The sequence below is a fragment of the uncultured Nostoc sp. genome, from assembly GCF_964247315.1.
Classification (GTDB): Bacteria; Cyanobacteriota; Cyanobacteriia; order Cyanobacteriales; family Nostocaceae; genus Nostoc.
On sequence record NZ_CAXTTT010000020.1, the window covers coordinates 16,249 to 32,214 of the forward strand.

Consider the following 15,966-nt stretch of genomic DNA (forward strand, 5'->3'; position numbering starts at 1 on the left):
GCTATGTTGTATCCTCGAATTCATCAAGCCAAAGCAATCGATGAGACTACTCTAGTCATTGAATTTACCAATCAAGAGGTGAAAAAATACGATGTTCGTCATCTCTTAGATACTCCAATGTTTTCTCCACTTCGACAACCTGCTTTTTTTAAGAACTTTAAGGTCGAGCAAGGGGGCTATGGGATTGTGTGGAATGAGGATATTGATCTTAGCGAGTATGAGCTGTGGAAGAATGGTGTGTCCTTGATGGAGAGTGAAGACAAGACTGGTGATCGCATTCAACAGCCATAGTGCGTAGTTTACAGCCGCAGGCATCGCTCTTCCAGCAATACCCGCGATCGCTACTTTGAGCAAGCCGGATTTGTTAAGCTTTTGTAGTGGGTGATAGTTGCACGAGCGCACCTTATAAATCGCACTCCTCCAACCCCCCCAAAACGCGATCGCATTCTCCAACCCTCCCAAAACGCGATCACATTTGTCCCAACTCCCCAAGCTGCGAAGCGATCGCGCTCCTCTGTTTTCAACCGCGATCACCCATCTTCAACAACTTCAAGTCTTTCCTAGCTCTACGATCGCTCAGTTCTATGCTCAAGCAAGATGGCAATATCCCAAAGTGCAGACCTATCTTCAAATGCTGGATTATTTGCGGTTACTAACGTTGGAATATTTGCAGATGCAACAAACGATGCAACCAATTTCTGCATAGTCTGCGTAGGCGTAGCCCAACCCAGGCATCGCCCTCCTCCCTTTTCAACCGCGATTGCATCTCAACTCAAACGATGAGCGCTCGCTTGTACCAATTTCATTAATCCATTTCCAAAATCCCAAAACGCGAATCGCACTTTCTGGTAGCGATCGCTTGTGCTTAAAAGTCAAGCGATCGCACTACTTTTCTACTTGCGACCGCCACACTTCTCATGCATTACTTCCACACAATTCCGGAGAGTTGCGTTAGTCTCAGCTATCTTTTTCATATGCTCCTCATAATCTTCATCACCCGGCGAATAACACTTCTGCTGAAGCTTTACCCGTCCGTCAACTGCCCCGTAACCTGCAGCAACCTTTGCCGTTGCTGATTCACAGGTATCAAGTTGCGGCGAACACTTTCTTGCTTTATTGTAAAACTCATGCATTTCTTTGTTAAGAGTTTCGACAACTTCATCCGAACACTTCTTGCTCTTGGTTTTAGTCTTATCTTCTTCTTTAGTGTCCGTCTTCTCCTTTATCTTGGCCACTATCAGGGGTGCCGATACAATTATTAAAATAATTATTAAAGCAATTGCCACTATTGCCAAAATAACCGCAAGACTAAGACCTGCCACCAAAGGAATTGCTGGCGCAAACCGTTGAATACTACCTTGAACAGTTTCTGAATCAGAAGTACTAGAAACTGAAGTAGGAGACATGAAAGGTGCAGAAACTGATGACTGTAAATTTACCAAAAGAGCTGCAACTGTGGATGCTGCAACAGGCTTTGCTCCAGAAGCATCCGTTGAAGTTGCAGAATCTGTCTGTGCAACAATTCCCGACAGATTTATCAAACCCTGTGATTTTTCACGTAAGGTTGCACAATGACCATTCAAAGTAGCTATTTGACCGTCTGTTAAGTACACAAACTCTTGTCCAGAAACTTTTTGCATTGCTCCACTAATCTGTGCAAGCAGACTGGCTTTCTTCTTCTCTAATAAAGCACTACCGTATTGCTCTCCAGTTTCTTTAGCCCAATCATAAGCATCACTTCCGGCTTGAGTGACAGAATCTACGGCTGCACCACCTTTGTCTTTAGCCCAATCATAAGCATCACTTCCGGCTTGAGTGACAGAATCTACGGCTGCACTACCTTTGTCTTTAGCCCAGTCTAAGATACCTCCGCTTGAGCTACTTTCTGATTCTTGCTTGTCTTCGTCATCATCAAAAAGTGACCACCTTTGTATCGCAGGCTCAGAAACTGCTGATAAATAGGGCGATCTCTGTACTTCCGCTTCCTCATTTTCGCAAGCTGAACACTTTAGCTGAACAGTTGTGTGTTGAGAAACTTGCTTTGTCTGAACCGCACCTGTCTGCTGCACTACATGGGTCAACTCATGGGCAGTCAACGCATCTTTCGCAGGAGATTTTCCGGCTCCAAAGTAAATATCTTGCTTGTGCGTGAACGCTTGAGCGCTGAGATCCCGGTTCATCTGCACGGCTTCGCTACCTGTATGCACTCGCACCTGACTAAAATCATGACCAAAGCGCGGCTCCATGAAGCTTCGCACCTCATCTGGCAATGGGTTTCCCCCACCTTTACTGCTATTGAGCCGACTTTCAATATTATCTCCTGTCTGCAAGCCCGTATCAGTAGCCGATTGTAGGGATGGCTTAGTTTGTACTTTCTCTTCTTCCTCCTCACATGCTGTACATTGGCGCTGCAAGGAATTTTGTACAGGTTGTATGGTAGGAGCGTTAAGTTTATCTGGCACAATCATCCGCATTACCTGATTTGCCATCCAATCGGCTTCCTGCTCATACTTGTCCCCTGGTTCTCCCACCGTCAGTTTTGCTTGGGGACGATGCAATGGTATGCGACTAATGTCGTGATTAAAAGACCGTTGCTGAATGGCTTTTGATAACAAGGATTGCTCGTCACCAGCCTGCGCTTGTTGAAGGTTGGTTGATTCTTTTGTTGCTGTTTGGATTACATTATTCGTTGTTAAACCAAAGCCTCGCACTGGATTTGCTAGCGTCGGAGTATGTGGTGAGACAAGCGACGGATTTGAAAAAGTTGATGTACCTGCTTTCTTGCGCCCAAACGTGCGATCGCTCATCTCACCCTTCCTTCATCAATGGGTAAAGCCCTGATTTCTACTTCCAGGCATTTTTATTAGCACATTTTACAATTTTTGAAAAGGCGATCGCTATCGACTTTCGTCTAAATTTACAATCAAACCCAGCCACTAATTTCTGCTTCAGTGAGTTATCTGGGCATTACCACAAAACTTGTTAACTAAGGGGGAGAATTAGTTTTAACACCGCGATGCCTGCGGCGGTAAACTACGCACATTGGTGCGAATTTGAGCCATTGCAGTCGAGCCATCAACGACTTTGCCCCGTTCAAAGAAGTAATTGAGGAAAAATAAAATCAGCTATTTTTCGGTCGCCGCAGTTGCTTGGAACCAATCGGGCCAAGAAGTTGGTTAAGGCTACGCAACTGTTCTTCTGTACCCATACCAATTAGCTGATCTCCCGGCATTAAAATCGTATCACCAGTAGGGCCACCGATTAAAGTCCCATCAATGCGGCGAATTGCCAGAACCAATGCCCCAGATTGCGATCGCAATCTCGCCTTTTGCAAACTTTGACCCACAACAGGACAGAAAGCTGGATCGAGTAAAAATTCTTCCATATACAACTGGCGGTCTGCACCAGTCAAAATCCCGTCTACAAAATCTAACACCTGCGGTCTGAGTGCCGCAGCAGCCATCCGCTTCCCCCCAGTAATATAGGGGGATATCACTTCATCTGCACCACCGCGTCGTAACTTCTGCAAAGCTTCTTCTGTACTTGCCCGTGCAATCACCCGAATTCCTGAATTCAGTGTTTTTGCTGATAAAACAATATATAAATTTTCGGCATCTGAAGGAAGGGCTGCAACGATACACATCGCCCGTTCAATACCAACTTTTAGGAGTGTGTCATCTAATGTAGCGTCACCTTGGTATGCTGTATAACCTTCAGTCTGCGCCCTTTGTATTGATTCCGTCTCCGAATCAATTACTACAAAAGCTACACCTTCTGTCCGAAATTCCTTGGCAATTTGCCGACCAGTCCGACTAAATCCACAGATGATGTAATGTTCTGATAGGGATTCCATTAACCGCCTCTGTTGTTGTAGCCGAATTCCTTCTTGAAAATAGCCTTGAATGATCGCTTCTGTAAATCTGTTGACAATGTAACCGATATTGACTACACCCAACAAAATCAGGGCAATTGTAAATAATCGTCCTCGGCTACCTAGTGGATGCGTCTCTCCGTATCCCACAGTCGCTAAAGTGATCACTGTCATGTAAGCCGCATCTTCCCATGACCAGCCCTCCACTAGCCAATACCACAAAGTGCCAAAAAAGAAAACACCGCCAAGAGCGATCGCCCCAGCCATCAACTCCTTTTGGATACGTTGATATTTTTGCTCAAGTGTTGAGAATGAGGTAAAAATATTACTTTTAGCCTACTTTTTCTAGTTTTGTACTAACTTTATCGCATTTGTGCTTTTTAGTACATTCAAACTATAACTTATCCAGCTATGACAGGTCACTACTTTGAAGCGGCCACCGTAGGCGATACCTTCTCTATGGGTTACTCAAGAAAAATGAAAAGCGAGGAAAATACATTATTTACATTGGTATAAGATGTGAGTAAATGGCATTATATTCAACTTTTGAGATATTTTCTAAAAATACTGTAAAAATACTATAAATATCTTGTAAATAATTTCTGTTTAATACTAGTAAATTTAATGACGGTTACATTTCTATGACATAATTTGAACTGCCTAGCTAAGTTATTTATTTAGCTAGGCAGTTCAAATTGTTACAAGAGGGGCTTTAAATGAAAACGATAAAATCTTTAGCGACGTTAACGCTTTGTATTCTATCAGCATTAGGTACTTCAGTTGTTTTGAACACCCAACAGGTAAAAGCAGAAAAAGCATGTTCAAATAGAAGTCTATATGGAGTATATGCAAATCAAGGTGGAGGGTATGTGAATAACACTGAGCCGTATGTCTTAAATGTTTTAAGCACCTATGATGGCAATGGAAAAGCCACGGGCACTATTCTAGTTAGAAGTATTGCGGGAAAAGTGACAACTAATCTTGGCACTCAAGGCACATACCAAGTGAATAGTGATTGTAGCTTTACTGCATCCTATAGAAGAACCGATGGGACGACAGTTAATTATAGCGGTGTTGTTTACGATGATGGTGACAAGTTTAGTTTAACTGAAACTGACTCTGGTACCGTTGTTAATATACAAGCTCAAAGAGTTAGGAAGTACTACCCTAACCACTAACACAATTGAACGAGTTTTGTAACAGTCGGGTCTGTTAATACTTTAAGTTTTTTATTATTGAGGGGTAAAATGTTTGATTGTCGAAACGTTCAGACCCCTCATTACACTTCAAAAAGTAAACTCTGACCACGCACAACGATAATACTCCGACTAGAGATAATGAAGCGATCGCGTCGCATTTAGAAGCTACTTAATTTTTTCTAATTCTCTAAAACTGATGAACGCCTCTGCCACTGTTTTTAATGTTTGCTGTACTACCTGTGAATACAGCAGTTTGGAATTTTCATTTTCCTTTCCTAACGAACAAAGTTTGGCATAGCTAACAGATTTTTGATTTTCAAAATATTCTTGTCTACTTTGATATGTACCCACATTAAATAAACTATTGCTGAATTTAGCTAATTCAGTTATTATATTTATTGTCCTTTTTTCGGGATGCCAAACATCTTTTTTTGTTGCTATCAACATGATGTTATTGATGACTTTACTAAGAATTATTATCTAATCATTATTTACAATAAATCAACCTTTTTATTAATACTATATGACGGCAATTGCAAGTACCCTGGTGCATTTCATCCCACCCCTAAAGGACGCAAGACCATAAAATCTTTTTGGGATTTTATGGTCTTACTGGTGGGCTTTCATGCTTTCCGCTATATTCTGTAAATAACTATATAATGAAAAACTTTCAGGAGGAGCGGTAGTGAGCCTACAAACTCTCGTTGACCAAGCCACCATCCCCCCAGATTCAGGGTCTGTAGCATCTAGTCCTTTTGATACAGATAGCTTTAATGAAGCTGTCATGTCTACCTACGCTCGGTTTCCCTTAGCCCTAGAACGGGGTGCTGGATGCCGGGTTTGGGATACGCAGGGACGGGAATATCTGGACTTTGTAGCGGGAATTGCTACTTGTACTTTAGGACATGCCCACCCAGCGATGGTAGAAGCGGTAACACGCCAAATCCAAAAGCTGCATCACGTCTCTAATTTGTATTACATTCCTGAGCAAGGTGAATTGGCAAAATGGCTTGTCGATCATTCCTGTGCTGATCGCGTATTTTTCTGCAACTCTGGAGCTGAAGCTAACGAAGCCGCAATTAAACTGGCGCGGAAATACGCCCACACAGTATTAGACATTGAAAAACCGATTATTTTAACCGCTAATGCCAGTTTCCACGGGCGGACTTTGGCAACGATTACCGCCACAGCACAACCGAAGTATCAAAAGTACTTTGATCCCTTGGTTCCTGGGTTCCACTACGTAAATTACAACGATATTAACGCTGTGGAAGTGGCGATTAGCGAGTTGGATGAAGGCGATTATCGGGTAGCGGCGATTCTGATCGAGCCATTGCAGGGAGAAGGCGGTGTACGTCCAGGAGATGTTGCCTATTTCAAAAAGCTCCGACAGATTTGTGATGAAACTGGCATTTTGTTGATTTTCGACGAAGTGCAAGTTGGTATGGGGCGTAGTGGCAAATTATGGGCTTACGAACATCTCGGCGTTGAACCGGATATTTTCACCAGTGCTAAAGGCTTAGGTGGCGGTGTCCCCATCGGTGCAATGATCAGCAAGAAATTCTGCGACGTTTTTCAACCAGGAGAACACGCCAGCACCTTTGGTGGGAATCCTTTTGTGTGTGGTGTAGCACTCAGTGTTTGCCAGACATTGGAACAGGAAAATATTTTGCAGAATGTGCAAGACAGGGGTGAACAGTTGCGATCTGGATTGAGAGCGATCGCAACGAAATATCCTCAGCACGTTGGCGAAGTTCGGGGTTGGGGTTTAATCAACGGTTTGGAATTGCGAGCCGATATTCAAATAACCGCAGCAGATATCGTCAATGCTGTCATCAAAGAGGGCGTATTGCTAGTACCAGCCGGGCCAAAAGTAGTCCGATTTGTGCCACCACTTATTGTCACAGAGGCGGAAGTCAATACTGCTTTGGAAGCTGTGGATCGAGCGATCATAACTCTCACAGCTTAGATAATCAAAAAGCGAGGATAAGTCTTTATGCCTATCTCTCGCTTTTTCTTACTTTTAGATTAATTGTCACTAAAATTATTAGACCTCTTGCAAAAGTCCTAAATGCGTAGAACAAGTAAATGAGAGTTAATAGACTTGTTTTGTACCGTTTAGCGAATAGTCAATTTAAACGTATATCTGAGACTAGTTGAACTTTTAAGTAATCGACTTGTCGATTTGGAGGTCTGTTAGAAACTCGATGAGCAATCTATTAACTTCGACTGGGCGTTCTTGCTGAATCCAATGACCAGCCTTTGGTAGTAATACCTTCTGCCTCAGGTTGGGCACGTTTTCCTCTAGGGTGTCGAATGCTTCATGGTACATTGTGATCACTGCATCTGCTTCTCCCGCCACAAACAATGTTGGCTGGCGCAGCTTTGCGCCGCTAAGAAACGGTGTTAGTTCCCACATTCTATCCATGTTCCGATACCAGTTCAACCCGCCCCGGAAACCAGTCCGCTCAAACTCAGAAGTGAAAAAGTCGATATCCTGGTCTGTTAACCAAGTCGGAAGTTGCTCCGGTACGTAACTTGTGTCTATTGGCTTCTCCGACTTGTTAAATAGGAAGCGCCAGCGTTTTTCTGGTGGCGGATCTCCTGAGGCGGAGTAGAGAATTGCACGTATGGTAGCACGAACATCAGACTCTAGTTCCGCCTCAGCTTTACCTGGTTCTTGAAAGTACAGCTGATAGAACTCCTGTTCGCCTGCCATCAGCTTCATTGCTTCTGTCGGTCGAATGTCTGACCAACTGCGGGGTGCATAGGGCACACTCAGTAGGGAGATAGCGTGGAAGATGTCTGGACGGAGTAGGGCACAATACCAGGCAACAGGCGCACCCCAATCGTGTCCAACAATGATTGCTTGCTCCTCACCCAGCGCATGAACCAGACCAACAATATCACCAACCAACTGGAAAATATGGTATGCCTCAATTGGTTCCGGTCTTGAGGTCTGTCCATAGCCGCGCTGGTCTGGTGCTACCGCGTGGAACCCAGCTTCAGCTAATGCCGATAACTGATGCCGCCAGGAGTACCAACATTCTGGGAAGCCGTGACACAAGATCACTAATGGACCTTGCCCCTGTTCGGCAATATGCATCTTGATACCGTTGGTTTCGATGAAACGGTGAGTTACTAAGGTCATATTTCCTCAATTCCTTTTTTAGGGTTGAAGCAGCTCTTTTCATGTTGGCAAATGAACTACAAAAGTTAAAAAGCCTGAGGCTGCCCTCACTGAAAACTAATTAATGGGGCTTATCATCAAAAGAGTAAAAAATTATTGCCAACGGTATCTTCTCTACTTCTTTCCAACACAGTCACCATTATCTAGCACAAGGGGATCAGGGTGGAAAACTTTTCGGTCTACTGAATGTCATTAATAATTGGTCTTCCAAGTTGAGTTTTGCAGGTCGCCCAGTATAAGTGTTTGTGGCGATCGCCTGAGCGCACAACCTCAAGCATCTGGTTGAAAGTCTCGCTTTGGCACTCTACACAGCCGTTTGAAGTCTTCTTGTTTCAAGCTTTTTACCTGTTCGTAGGTCATATAAGGCACCACGCTTTTACCTACTTTTCTCATGTCACTGGGACTTTTGCAAAAGGTGTATTGATTTTTTTAGCTATGTATTTAGTATCCCTATCCCTGCGTTATCTTGATTCTTGAGAAATTTCTCGATAAGCTTGCCGACACTGCTCATAATTGTCAGGCAAAATCTCGGCATTACCAAAACATAATTGCTCGTGTGTGGTAATTAAAGTTTCATAAGGCTGTATGGGAGTCACAGACGATCGCAGCAATTGCAGATATTCTCCATCAGTACGGCTGAGTTTGTGGGGTGCGATCGCATTTTGATGCAACTGCTGCAACATTGCTAAATAAACACAACGGCAAGCCTCACGGTAATTACCTTGACGATAAAATTCTTGCGATCGCTCCAACAAAAGGGCTATCGATGACTCATTAGAGCGAGTTTTTACGCGAAAATCAGTGATATTGCCACTTCTATTTAGCCAAGAATAAACATAAGGGCTGAATTCTCGCCATAATCGCCAACCCACCCACGCTATAAATAAACCTAGTACCAGCCAAAACAGGAATTTCAGCAATTCACCTAGCCAGGGGCTAATTGACCATCCAGTAGGCAATTCTGGCAAAGCACGTTCAAAGCGGTAAAACTGGTATTCCCACCATTCACCCGCTTGTTGTTGGAATTGAGAAAGCTGCCAACTCCAGCTAGTTTTTTCAAAAGTATCTGTAGGCATAGGGGGGAGTGGCGAGTGGCGAGTGCAGAAGCAGGGGAAGCAGGGGAAGCAGGGGGAGAAGAACTATTGATTATTGACCCATGCCCCATGCCCCATGACTATTGACTATTGACAGTTGACTCTTTTTTTATCACTATCGAGCCGATAACAATAAGTAGCGCACCGAATGCAAGAAATCCTAGATCCCAAACTAACTGATTTGGGCCTGGTTTAACATGATGGATACCGAGAATTTGGTGGTCAATTAAACCTTCAACGAAGTCAAACAACCCAGTCCCAATCATTAGTGACCCAATAAAGGTCTGTGATGACCAAGGAACATCATCACGCCCTCCGGCACGCCATAGCAACACAAGTCCTACCACGGTGAATACCCAATCCAAGGCATGAAATAACCCATCCCATACCATGTTCAAATCTATATTCGCCGTATTTGTCAGAGGTCGAATGCTACTGAGCATATGATGCCACTGGAGGAGCTGATGCAGTAAAATTCCATCAAGAAATCCTCCAAGACCCACACCTAGAAAAATTCCAGCAGTAATTAGTGGTGCGCGTTGGTTGGGGGTTTCACTTTTTGCCTCCATTGTCAACCTCATAGATAGGCTTTCTTACCAAAATACAACATTTTTTGGAAAAAAAATCTTCTATCTTGAGGCAAGTACGATCGTTCAACTTAAATTAATAATTAACAAATTTAATCTGCATACCTGCTTCGGCTGGGTCGAAATCTTGGGGAAAATGGGTGCTGCGATCGTAGTCTGCTTTTTTCAGGTTCGCTCCTTTAAGGTTAGCTTGGCAAAGATTTGCTGAGATCAATAATGCTCCCCTGAGATCGGCATCCTTGAGATTAGCTTGACTAAGATCGGCAAAGCTCAGATCAGTTCCCTTCAAATTAGCGCTACTCAAGTTAGCTTCACTTAAGTCAGCATAGCTGAGGTCAGATCCCTTTAGGTTAATGCCTTGCAAATCAGCATTACTCAGTTCTGCTTTACTAAAGTCCCGTTTTCCTGCTGCATAACTCTCCACGAGAGCAGAGGCACTATTTATAGGCTGTTGAAAATTGACTTCAGGCATATAACAGCGTCACAGGTTGTCTCGTTATTACTTTTACGTACCCTTTTTAATTACGAATTACAAATTACGAATTACGAATTAGTAATGATTTGGCCATCCTTCCTAAATGTAATACATTAGTTCCTTTTGTTTTCGGATCGATCTTCGTTCACAAAGGTCTTGGAGTGTATATTTTTCTAAAACGGAGTTGGCAGCCTGACGTGCTTCTTGCCAAACTTCCTGAATTAGCTCACCTTCTACCGTGTTGGGAGTCGGTTCACAAGGAGAGACAACAATATCTGACCCTTCCATGCAGCTAAAAGCATCCAACACTGTAATCTTTCCGGGTTCTCGTGCCAGAATATAGCCACCTTTGGCTCCGCGTATACTCTTAATTAAACCTCCACGTCTTAATGTTGCTAGGAGTTGTTCCAAATAGCGGTTCGGGATGTCTTGCAATGCCGCTATCTCTCTAATTTGTAAGGCTTCACCGTTAGGGTAGCAGGTTGCCAACTCTAACAGGGCTAGAAGTGCGTATTCTGATTTGTTAGAGATTACCACAGGCGCAATATTTTAAGCTCATATTTAAAGATACAAAGTTTTTGAGTTCGTTTCTCTAAGCTACTGCGAAGAAAAACTTTACAATCAACTTATTATTGACCGGCTAACTCTACTTTAAAGACCTTCTAGCATACAAGCAATTACTTTTTTTTTTAAATTCAATAAATAAAAGTGATTGATTAGTATATTTAGGCGTTATGTATGCAAATTTCTCGAAAATGGCAGAATGACTGTAAAGGTAGTTCCCACACTGATCGCACTTTTGACAGTAATCTCGCCGCCGTGTAAATCTACAGCCTGCTTGACGATGGACATCCCTAATCCCATTCCTGGGATATTGACTGTATTACTGGCGCGATGGAAAGGTTCAAAGATGTGTTCAATGTCAGAAGCAGGAATGCCAATACCAGAGTCTTGAGTCTGGAATATAGCTTGCTCGTTGGCAGTGGTGACAGAAAACTTAACCGTACTACCAATGGGAGAGTATTTTAGACAATTCGAGAATAAATTACTTAAGATTTGGCGCAGTAGTTTCGCGTCTAAGTTAGCTTTTGTGCTTTGGCACTCACTGCTAAAAGCGATCGCATGTTGTGAGCGATCGCTCTGTTGTAATTCTTCTAATAAATCGCGGCAAAATTCCACTAAATTTATCGGTGTTGGATTAAACTCTAACTTGCCTGTTTCATCCTGACTCAGTACCAATACATCATTCAATAACTGGGTTATATGCATTACTGATTTTTGAATGCGGCGCAGGTGGGTATGTTGTCGCTGTTCGCTCCAGAGGTGGCGATAATGTTCTAGTAGTTCCGCAGAAGAGTGGATGGTAGCCAAAGGGGTGCGAAACTCATGGGAGGTGATGGTAAGCAAGCGGGATTTAAGTTCGCTAAACTGCCTTTCTTTGGCAAGCGCTTGTCGCATCGCCTCTTCTGCCCATTGCAGCTTGGCTTGGGTTCGCTTGCTTTCGCTAATATCCCGCAATAGCCAACGCAGACCAACTAACTCACTAGATTGATTACGAATAGCAACCACCTTAACCGCAGCCATAATAGGTGTTTTGTCACGCGGTCGCAGGTTTACTTCCCACTCTTGCATTTTCCAGTCTGGGCATTGGGTGCGATCGCGCAGATGAGTTAGTTTTAAATGAAAAGCAATTATTTCTTTCTCAAGTACAAAAATCCCTATGGATTTGCCCAACAATAAACTTTTAGAAATGTTAAGTAGAGTGGTGGCGGCTAAGTTAGCTTCCTGAATTATCCCTTTTGTATCAGTCACAAAATAAGCGTCTGGTACTTCCTCAAATAGTTCTTGGTAGCGCTGACCTTCTGTTACCAAGGCTTGTTGAGTATTGGATAATTTTTCATTCTGCTGCTTTAAATCTTCATTTACTAGTTGGAGTTCTTCCAAAGCTAAGTAAACTTCTTTAAATACTGCGTTGACGAGTTCAATATCTGCTTGTGCTTTTTGCTGTTCACTCTGGCGTTGCAAGAGGGCGACGCGCTTACGCATATTCTCTATCTGCAAAGCTAAATCGTCCAAATTCACGCTCTTGCTCCTAGTTTCTAAAGTTGGGTTTTGTTTTCAATTCCCTATTTAGACGATCTTAGCTTTTAGAGTTTAGCAGTTATCAGTAATTTCAGTGTAGTTTTAGGTAATTTTAGTTCTTTGGGGTGATTAGGACTGAATAGAGCAGAATTCAGAAGTAAAACACTCTTTCTAGCTGGCTTTAAAACGAATCGTTATGTACTTCACCTTCCTTCAAATCTGCTGTAAGTAATCAAGCGGTTCTCATTTGTTCACTGTTTTTGTCTGGAAATGTTACTCAATTGCTCTTGTAAGTCTGCCCATTTTATACCTGCTAGGCTGGGTAAAACAATATGAGCGGCTCCAACTCGTTCAACAGGGCCGAGTCCTACTGCCCACATACCAGCGGCTAAAGCGGCTTCAACACCTGCTGCGGCATCTTCTACAACCACAGATTGCTCTGGTTCGATTCCTAGCTGCTTGGCTGCGTACAGAAATAGGTCGGGTGCTGGCTTAGGTTCTTGTACGCTGTAACCATCTGCGATCGCATCTACTTTGTCCATAATGCCCAATCGCTCTAGCACTGGGCGGGCATTTTTACTCCCTGAACCAATACCGATCTTAATACCAGCTTGCCGCAGTTCATCCAACAGGGCGATCGCACCTGGCAACAAATCCTCTGGTGTCATCTTTTGGAGCAATTCGACATAATAGCGATTCTTGCGCTCCATCATCTCCTCGATTTGTGCTTCCGAATAAGGTCTATCTTTCAGAATCAGCATCAGGGAAGCACGACGAGATACACCCCGCAAGGCTTCGTTAGCTTCCCGATTAAACGGTATACCCTCTTCATCTGCTAGCTTTTGCCAACCTAAATAGTGAAGTTCTGCTGTATCTGTTAGTACACCATCTAGGTCGAAGATGAATCCTTGGATGTTGGGGTTGTGGGTACAGACGCGATTAATCGCGTCTGTACTGGCGAGTGGGGAGGATGAGGGAGCAGGGGAGGCAGGAGAAGCAGGGAAAGAAGTCTGGTGTTCAGAAGCTTGTGAGTGGGAATTTGGGGGATCGGGGGAGAGAGAAAGTTGGAGAAATTCTAGTTGACGAGTTATGTCTTGGGCGACTTGTCCCTGATGTAGATCGAAGTCGTGCCATTTCCCGCGCCAGTGCAGTTTAAACTTTAAGCGCGTCCAGCCAGTGGGTAAGTGAGGGTTGGCTACAGGGCCATTTTCAGTTAATTGGATGCCGCCGAATCCAAAAATTACAGCTTGCCAAATGCCACCTGCACTAGCACCGTGAATTCCATCGCTGGTGTTACCTCGGTTATCTTCAAGATCCACCATTAACGCCTGCATAAACTGTTTGTAAGCTTCAGTTGATTTGCCCAAATCGGAAGCTAAAATCGCTTGAACTGCTGGGCCAAGAGACGAACCATAAGTAATATCAGTGCGGGGTGCATAGTAGTCCCAGTTTGTCTGCAATGCTTTTTCGTTGTAAGGAAAATCTGCTGATTCCCGCATTAAATATAGGAGCATTAATACGTCTGGCTGCTTGAGTACTTGAGATTTGTTGGTTTTCTCCATACCCAAGATCGGTTGCATGGAGCGATCGCGTGGTTCATAATCTGCTAAGTTGATATCTTCCAATTGGAAAAATCCCTCGCACTGCTCGATTAGTTCTGTTGATGGGTCATAGAAAAACAACATTTTGGCGATAATATCTTGCCAGTGCGATCGCTCCTCTGGGGTCAGCTTTAGTTTCTGTTCTAGTTCCGTGGCTCGTTCGGGGAATTTGTCAGCCAACCAATCATAAACTGCGATCGCTTTTTCTAGATGCCATTGCGCCATCCGGTTTGTAAAGGCATTGTTGTGGACGAATTCATGGTATTCATCGGCTCCGATTACTCCCCGAATTTCATACCGATCCTGCTCAGAATTAAATTCCACCCGGCTACCCCAAAAAATCGCGGCATCCAAGATCGTCTCTGCGCCGTAGCTTTGCATCCAGTCATCATCACCAGTCGCTTGCCAGTAGTTCCAGACTGCGTAGGGGATATCTGCATTGATATGAATTTCGCGATCGCGACACCAAATCCGCACGTCTTCACCATAAAAATCACTACCGATAGCCCAACGTGGTGTCACTTCATCTCCAGAATCAGCACTTTCCCAAGCAAACATTGCCCCTTTATAACCGTAATGGGCTGCTTTACGTCTAGCTCCTGGTAAAGTATGCCAACGGTAACTGAGTAAATTACGGGCGATCGCTGGTTGAGTATACAGAAATAGGGGCTGTATAAAAATTTCTGTATCCCAAAAGATATGACCGCGATAGCCAAACCCCGAAAGGGTTTTAGCAGGAATACTCACCTTGTCATCATGGCGTGGGGCAGCAATCAGCAGCTGAAACAGATTGTAGCGAACAGCAAAAGTAGCTGTGCTATCTCCCTCAATCAAGATGTCACTTTGCTCCCAAACCTCATCCCATGCCTGTCTCTGAGCTTTTAGTAATGTTGCGTAGTCTGGCAAGTGTGTGAGTTTTTCTTGAGCTGCTGAAACTGGTGTTTCAATGTCCCGCGAAGTAAAAACTGTCACGAGTTTTTCCACCGTAACGGTCTGCTGCCTTTTAGCCAAAAAGGTCGTACTCAAGGTAGGATAACCAGGTGCGGTATTGACTTGCAAAGGTGCTTCAGTGCCTGATATTGTCATTTTAGCTGCCATACCGAGTTCAATTCGGGAACTGCGGGTGCGGCGTTGCAACCAGATTCCTTGGTTAATCTTGCCTTGGTCTAATTCTTCCCAGTGATTAAAACCCTGATTTTCGGGATAGCCGTTGATACTAGCTTGAATTTCGATTAACCCCTCAAAATCTACTGGCGTTACATGGCAGCGTAACGCCAACACGTGCGGATCTGCAAGACTAGCAAAGCGTTCAAAGCTGATATCTATGGTATTCCCACTGGGAGAGCGCCAACGCACAGCACGAATCAGTAGTCCTTGGCGTAAATCAAGCTGGCGATCATAACTCAATATCTCACCTTGATCGAGACGGAAGCGATCGCCATTCACAATCACTACCAAGGGTAGCCAGTCCGGGCAATTTACCAGTTCAGTGTACACTACTGGCACATCGTCATAGACACCGTTGATGAAAGTAGCTGGCAATGCATGAGGATGCCCTTCCTCAAAACTGCCCCTTGTTCCCAAGTATCCATTGCCGATTGTAAAGACGGTTTCTTTGGATTGCAATTGCTCAGGGTCAAACTGGGTTTCGATTAATATCCAGTCTGTGTATATAAAATGGCGAGAACGACCTTTTGTTTGCATAAAGTGGGGAGTGGGATTTTGAGTCTTTGAGAGAGATGAACGGAGTTCCGAGGTAGATGAACGAGGCTTTGAGAGAGATGAACGGAGTTCCGAGGTAGATGAACGAGGCTTTGAGAGAGATGAACGGAGTTCCGAGGTAGATGAACGAGTCTTTGAGGTGGAT

Annotated in this window: 15 protein-coding genes; 4 read left to right on the forward strand and 11 right to left on the reverse strand. The window is 44.0% G+C overall.

All coding sequences use genetic code 11. From position 1 onward, the window contains the following. Window positions 1-3: 3 nt before the first annotated feature. Together ACFE93_RS08440 and ACFE93_RS08445 are read left to right on the forward strand one after the other, a co-directional pair. A complete protein-coding gene (locus ACFE93_RS08440) occupies window positions 4-291 on the forward strand; it encodes a DUF2442 domain-containing protein (RefSeq protein ID WP_375472884.1) in 288 nt (95 codons plus the stop codon). 184 nt (window positions 292-475) lie between these two features. Continuing rightward, the gene (locus tag ACFE93_RS08445) at window positions 476-706 is read left to right on the forward strand and encodes a hypothetical protein (RefSeq protein ID WP_375472885.1); all 231 of its coding nucleotides are present in this window, start codon (window positions 476-478) and stop codon (window positions 704-706) included. 44 nt (window positions 707-750) lie between these two features. Here ACFE93_RS08445 and ACFE93_RS08450 read toward each other — a convergent pair whose 3' ends face one another. The 3 genes from ACFE93_RS08450 to ACFE93_RS08460 form a co-directional block, all read right to left on the reverse strand. After that, on the reverse strand, window positions 751-876 hold the full coding sequence (locus tag ACFE93_RS08450; protein ID WP_375472886.1) for a hypothetical protein: 126 nt from the start codon (window positions 874-876) through the stop codon (window positions 751-753). Between the two features lie 17 nt (window positions 877-893). Then, window positions 894-2,807 (reverse strand): DUF4157 domain-containing protein, encoded by a 1,914-nt coding sequence (locus ACFE93_RS08455; RefSeq protein ID WP_375472887.1) that lies wholly within the window; start codon window positions 2,805-2,807, stop codon window positions 894-896. Window positions 2,808-3,121: 314 nt separating this feature from the next. Beyond that, window positions 3,122-4,138: a potassium channel family protein gene (locus tag ACFE93_RS08460; RefSeq protein WP_375472888.1), complete on the reverse strand. Its 1,017-nt coding sequence runs from the start codon at window positions 4,136-4,138 to the stop codon at window positions 3,122-3,124. A gap of 449 nt (window positions 4,139-4,587) precedes the next feature. Here ACFE93_RS08460 and ACFE93_RS08465 point away from each other — a divergent pair, with 449 nt between their 5' ends. Then, window positions 4,588-5,049 (forward strand): hypothetical protein, encoded by a 462-nt coding sequence (locus ACFE93_RS08465; RefSeq protein WP_375472889.1) that lies wholly within the window; start codon window positions 4,588-4,590, stop codon window positions 5,047-5,049. A gap of 186 nt (window positions 5,050-5,235) precedes the next feature. Here ACFE93_RS08465 and ACFE93_RS08470 read toward each other — a convergent pair whose 3' ends face one another. Further along, window positions 5,236-5,517 carry a hypothetical protein gene (locus ACFE93_RS08470; RefSeq protein WP_375472890.1) on the reverse strand — a complete coding sequence of 94 codons (282 nt, stop codon included), beginning with the start codon at window positions 5,515-5,517 and terminating at the stop codon, window positions 5,236-5,238. Between the two features lie 238 nt (window positions 5,518-5,755). Between ACFE93_RS08470 and ACFE93_RS08475 the strand changes: the two genes are divergently transcribed. Next, a complete protein-coding gene (locus ACFE93_RS08475; protein ID WP_375472891.1) occupies window positions 5,756-7,039 on the forward strand; it encodes an aspartate aminotransferase family protein in 1,284 nt (427 codons plus the stop codon). A 195-nt stretch (window positions 7,040-7,234) separates the two neighbouring features. Here ACFE93_RS08475 and ACFE93_RS08480 read toward each other — a convergent pair whose 3' ends face one another. The 7 genes from ACFE93_RS08480 to pgmB all read right to left on the reverse strand — a co-directional run bounded on the left by ACFE93_RS08480 (window position 7,235) and on the right by pgmB (window position 15,803). Next, on the reverse strand, window positions 7,235-8,221 hold the full coding sequence (locus tag ACFE93_RS08480; RefSeq protein ID WP_375472892.1) for an alpha/beta fold hydrolase: 987 nt from the start codon (window positions 8,219-8,221) through the stop codon (window positions 7,235-7,237). Window positions 8,222-8,721: 500 nt separating this feature from the next. Beyond that, complete coding sequence (locus ACFE93_RS08485; RefSeq protein WP_375472893.1) at window positions 8,722-9,336, reverse strand: DUF4129 domain-containing protein; 615 nt, start codon at window positions 9,334-9,336, stop codon at window positions 8,722-8,724. A gap of 98 nt (window positions 9,337-9,434) precedes the next feature. Beyond that, the gene (locus ACFE93_RS08490) at window positions 9,435-9,923 is read right to left on the reverse strand and encodes a DUF2243 domain-containing protein (protein WP_375472894.1); all 489 of its coding nucleotides are present in this window, start codon (window positions 9,921-9,923) and stop codon (window positions 9,435-9,437) included. A 94-nt stretch (window positions 9,924-10,017) separates the two neighbouring features. Next, window positions 10,018-10,413 (reverse strand): pentapeptide repeat-containing protein, encoded by a 396-nt coding sequence (locus tag ACFE93_RS08495; RefSeq protein WP_375472895.1) that lies wholly within the window; start codon window positions 10,411-10,413, stop codon window positions 10,018-10,020. Window positions 10,414-10,515: 102 nt separating this feature from the next. Further along, on the reverse strand, window positions 10,516-10,953 hold the full coding sequence (locus ACFE93_RS08500; protein ID WP_375472896.1) for an RrF2 family transcriptional regulator: 438 nt from the start codon (window positions 10,951-10,953) through the stop codon (window positions 10,516-10,518). Between the two features lie 195 nt (window positions 10,954-11,148). Beyond that, the gene (locus tag ACFE93_RS08505; RefSeq protein WP_375472897.1) at window positions 11,149-12,498 is read right to left on the reverse strand and encodes an ATP-binding protein; all 1,350 of its coding nucleotides are present in this window, start codon (window positions 12,496-12,498) and stop codon (window positions 11,149-11,151) included. 251 nt (window positions 12,499-12,749) lie between these two features. Beyond that, window positions 12,750-15,803 carry a beta-phosphoglucomutase gene (gene pgmB, locus ACFE93_RS08510; protein WP_375472923.1) on the reverse strand — a complete coding sequence of 1,018 codons (3,054 nt, stop codon included), beginning with the start codon at window positions 15,801-15,803 and terminating at the stop codon, window positions 12,750-12,752. Window positions 15,804-15,966: the final 163 nt, after the last annotated feature.

What these genes read in the sequence shown, in the direction of transcription:
- ACFE93_RS08460 (WP_375472888.1), bottom strand. Translation starts at nt 4,138, where the DNA reads ATGGCTGGGGCGATCGCTCTTGGCGGTGTTTTCTTTTTTGGCACTTTG.
- ACFE93_RS08440 (WP_375472884.1), top strand. Translation starts at nt 4, where the DNA reads ATGTTGTATCCTCGAATTCATCAAGCCAAAGCAATCGATGAGACTACT.
- ACFE93_RS08455 (WP_375472887.1), bottom strand. Translation starts at nt 2,807, where the DNA reads ATGAGCGATCGCACGTTTGGGCGCAAGAAAGCAGGTACATCAACTTTT.
- pgmB (WP_375472923.1), bottom strand. Translation starts at nt 15,803, where the DNA reads ATGCAAACAAAAGGTCGTTCTCGCCATTTTATATACACAGACTGGATA.
- ACFE93_RS08470 (WP_375472890.1), bottom strand. Translation starts at nt 5,517, where the DNA reads ATGTTGATAGCAACAAAAAAAGATGTTTGGCATCCCGAAAAAAGGACA.
- ACFE93_RS08480 (WP_375472892.1), bottom strand. Translation starts at nt 8,221, where the DNA reads ATGACCTTAGTAACTCACCGTTTCATCGAAACCAACGGTATCAAGATG.
- ACFE93_RS08495 (WP_375472895.1), bottom strand. Translation starts at nt 10,413, where the DNA reads ATGCCTGAAGTCAATTTTCAACAGCCTATAAATAGTGCCTCTGCTCTC.
- ACFE93_RS08490 (WP_375472894.1), bottom strand. Translation starts at nt 9,923, where the DNA reads ATGGAGGCAAAAAGTGAAACCCCCAACCAACGCGCACCACTAATTACT.
- ACFE93_RS08465 (WP_375472889.1), top strand. Translation starts at nt 4,588, where the DNA reads ATGAAAACGATAAAATCTTTAGCGACGTTAACGCTTTGTATTCTATCA.
- ACFE93_RS08485 (WP_375472893.1), bottom strand. Translation starts at nt 9,336, where the DNA reads ATGCCTACAGATACTTTTGAAAAAACTAGCTGGAGTTGGCAGCTTTCT.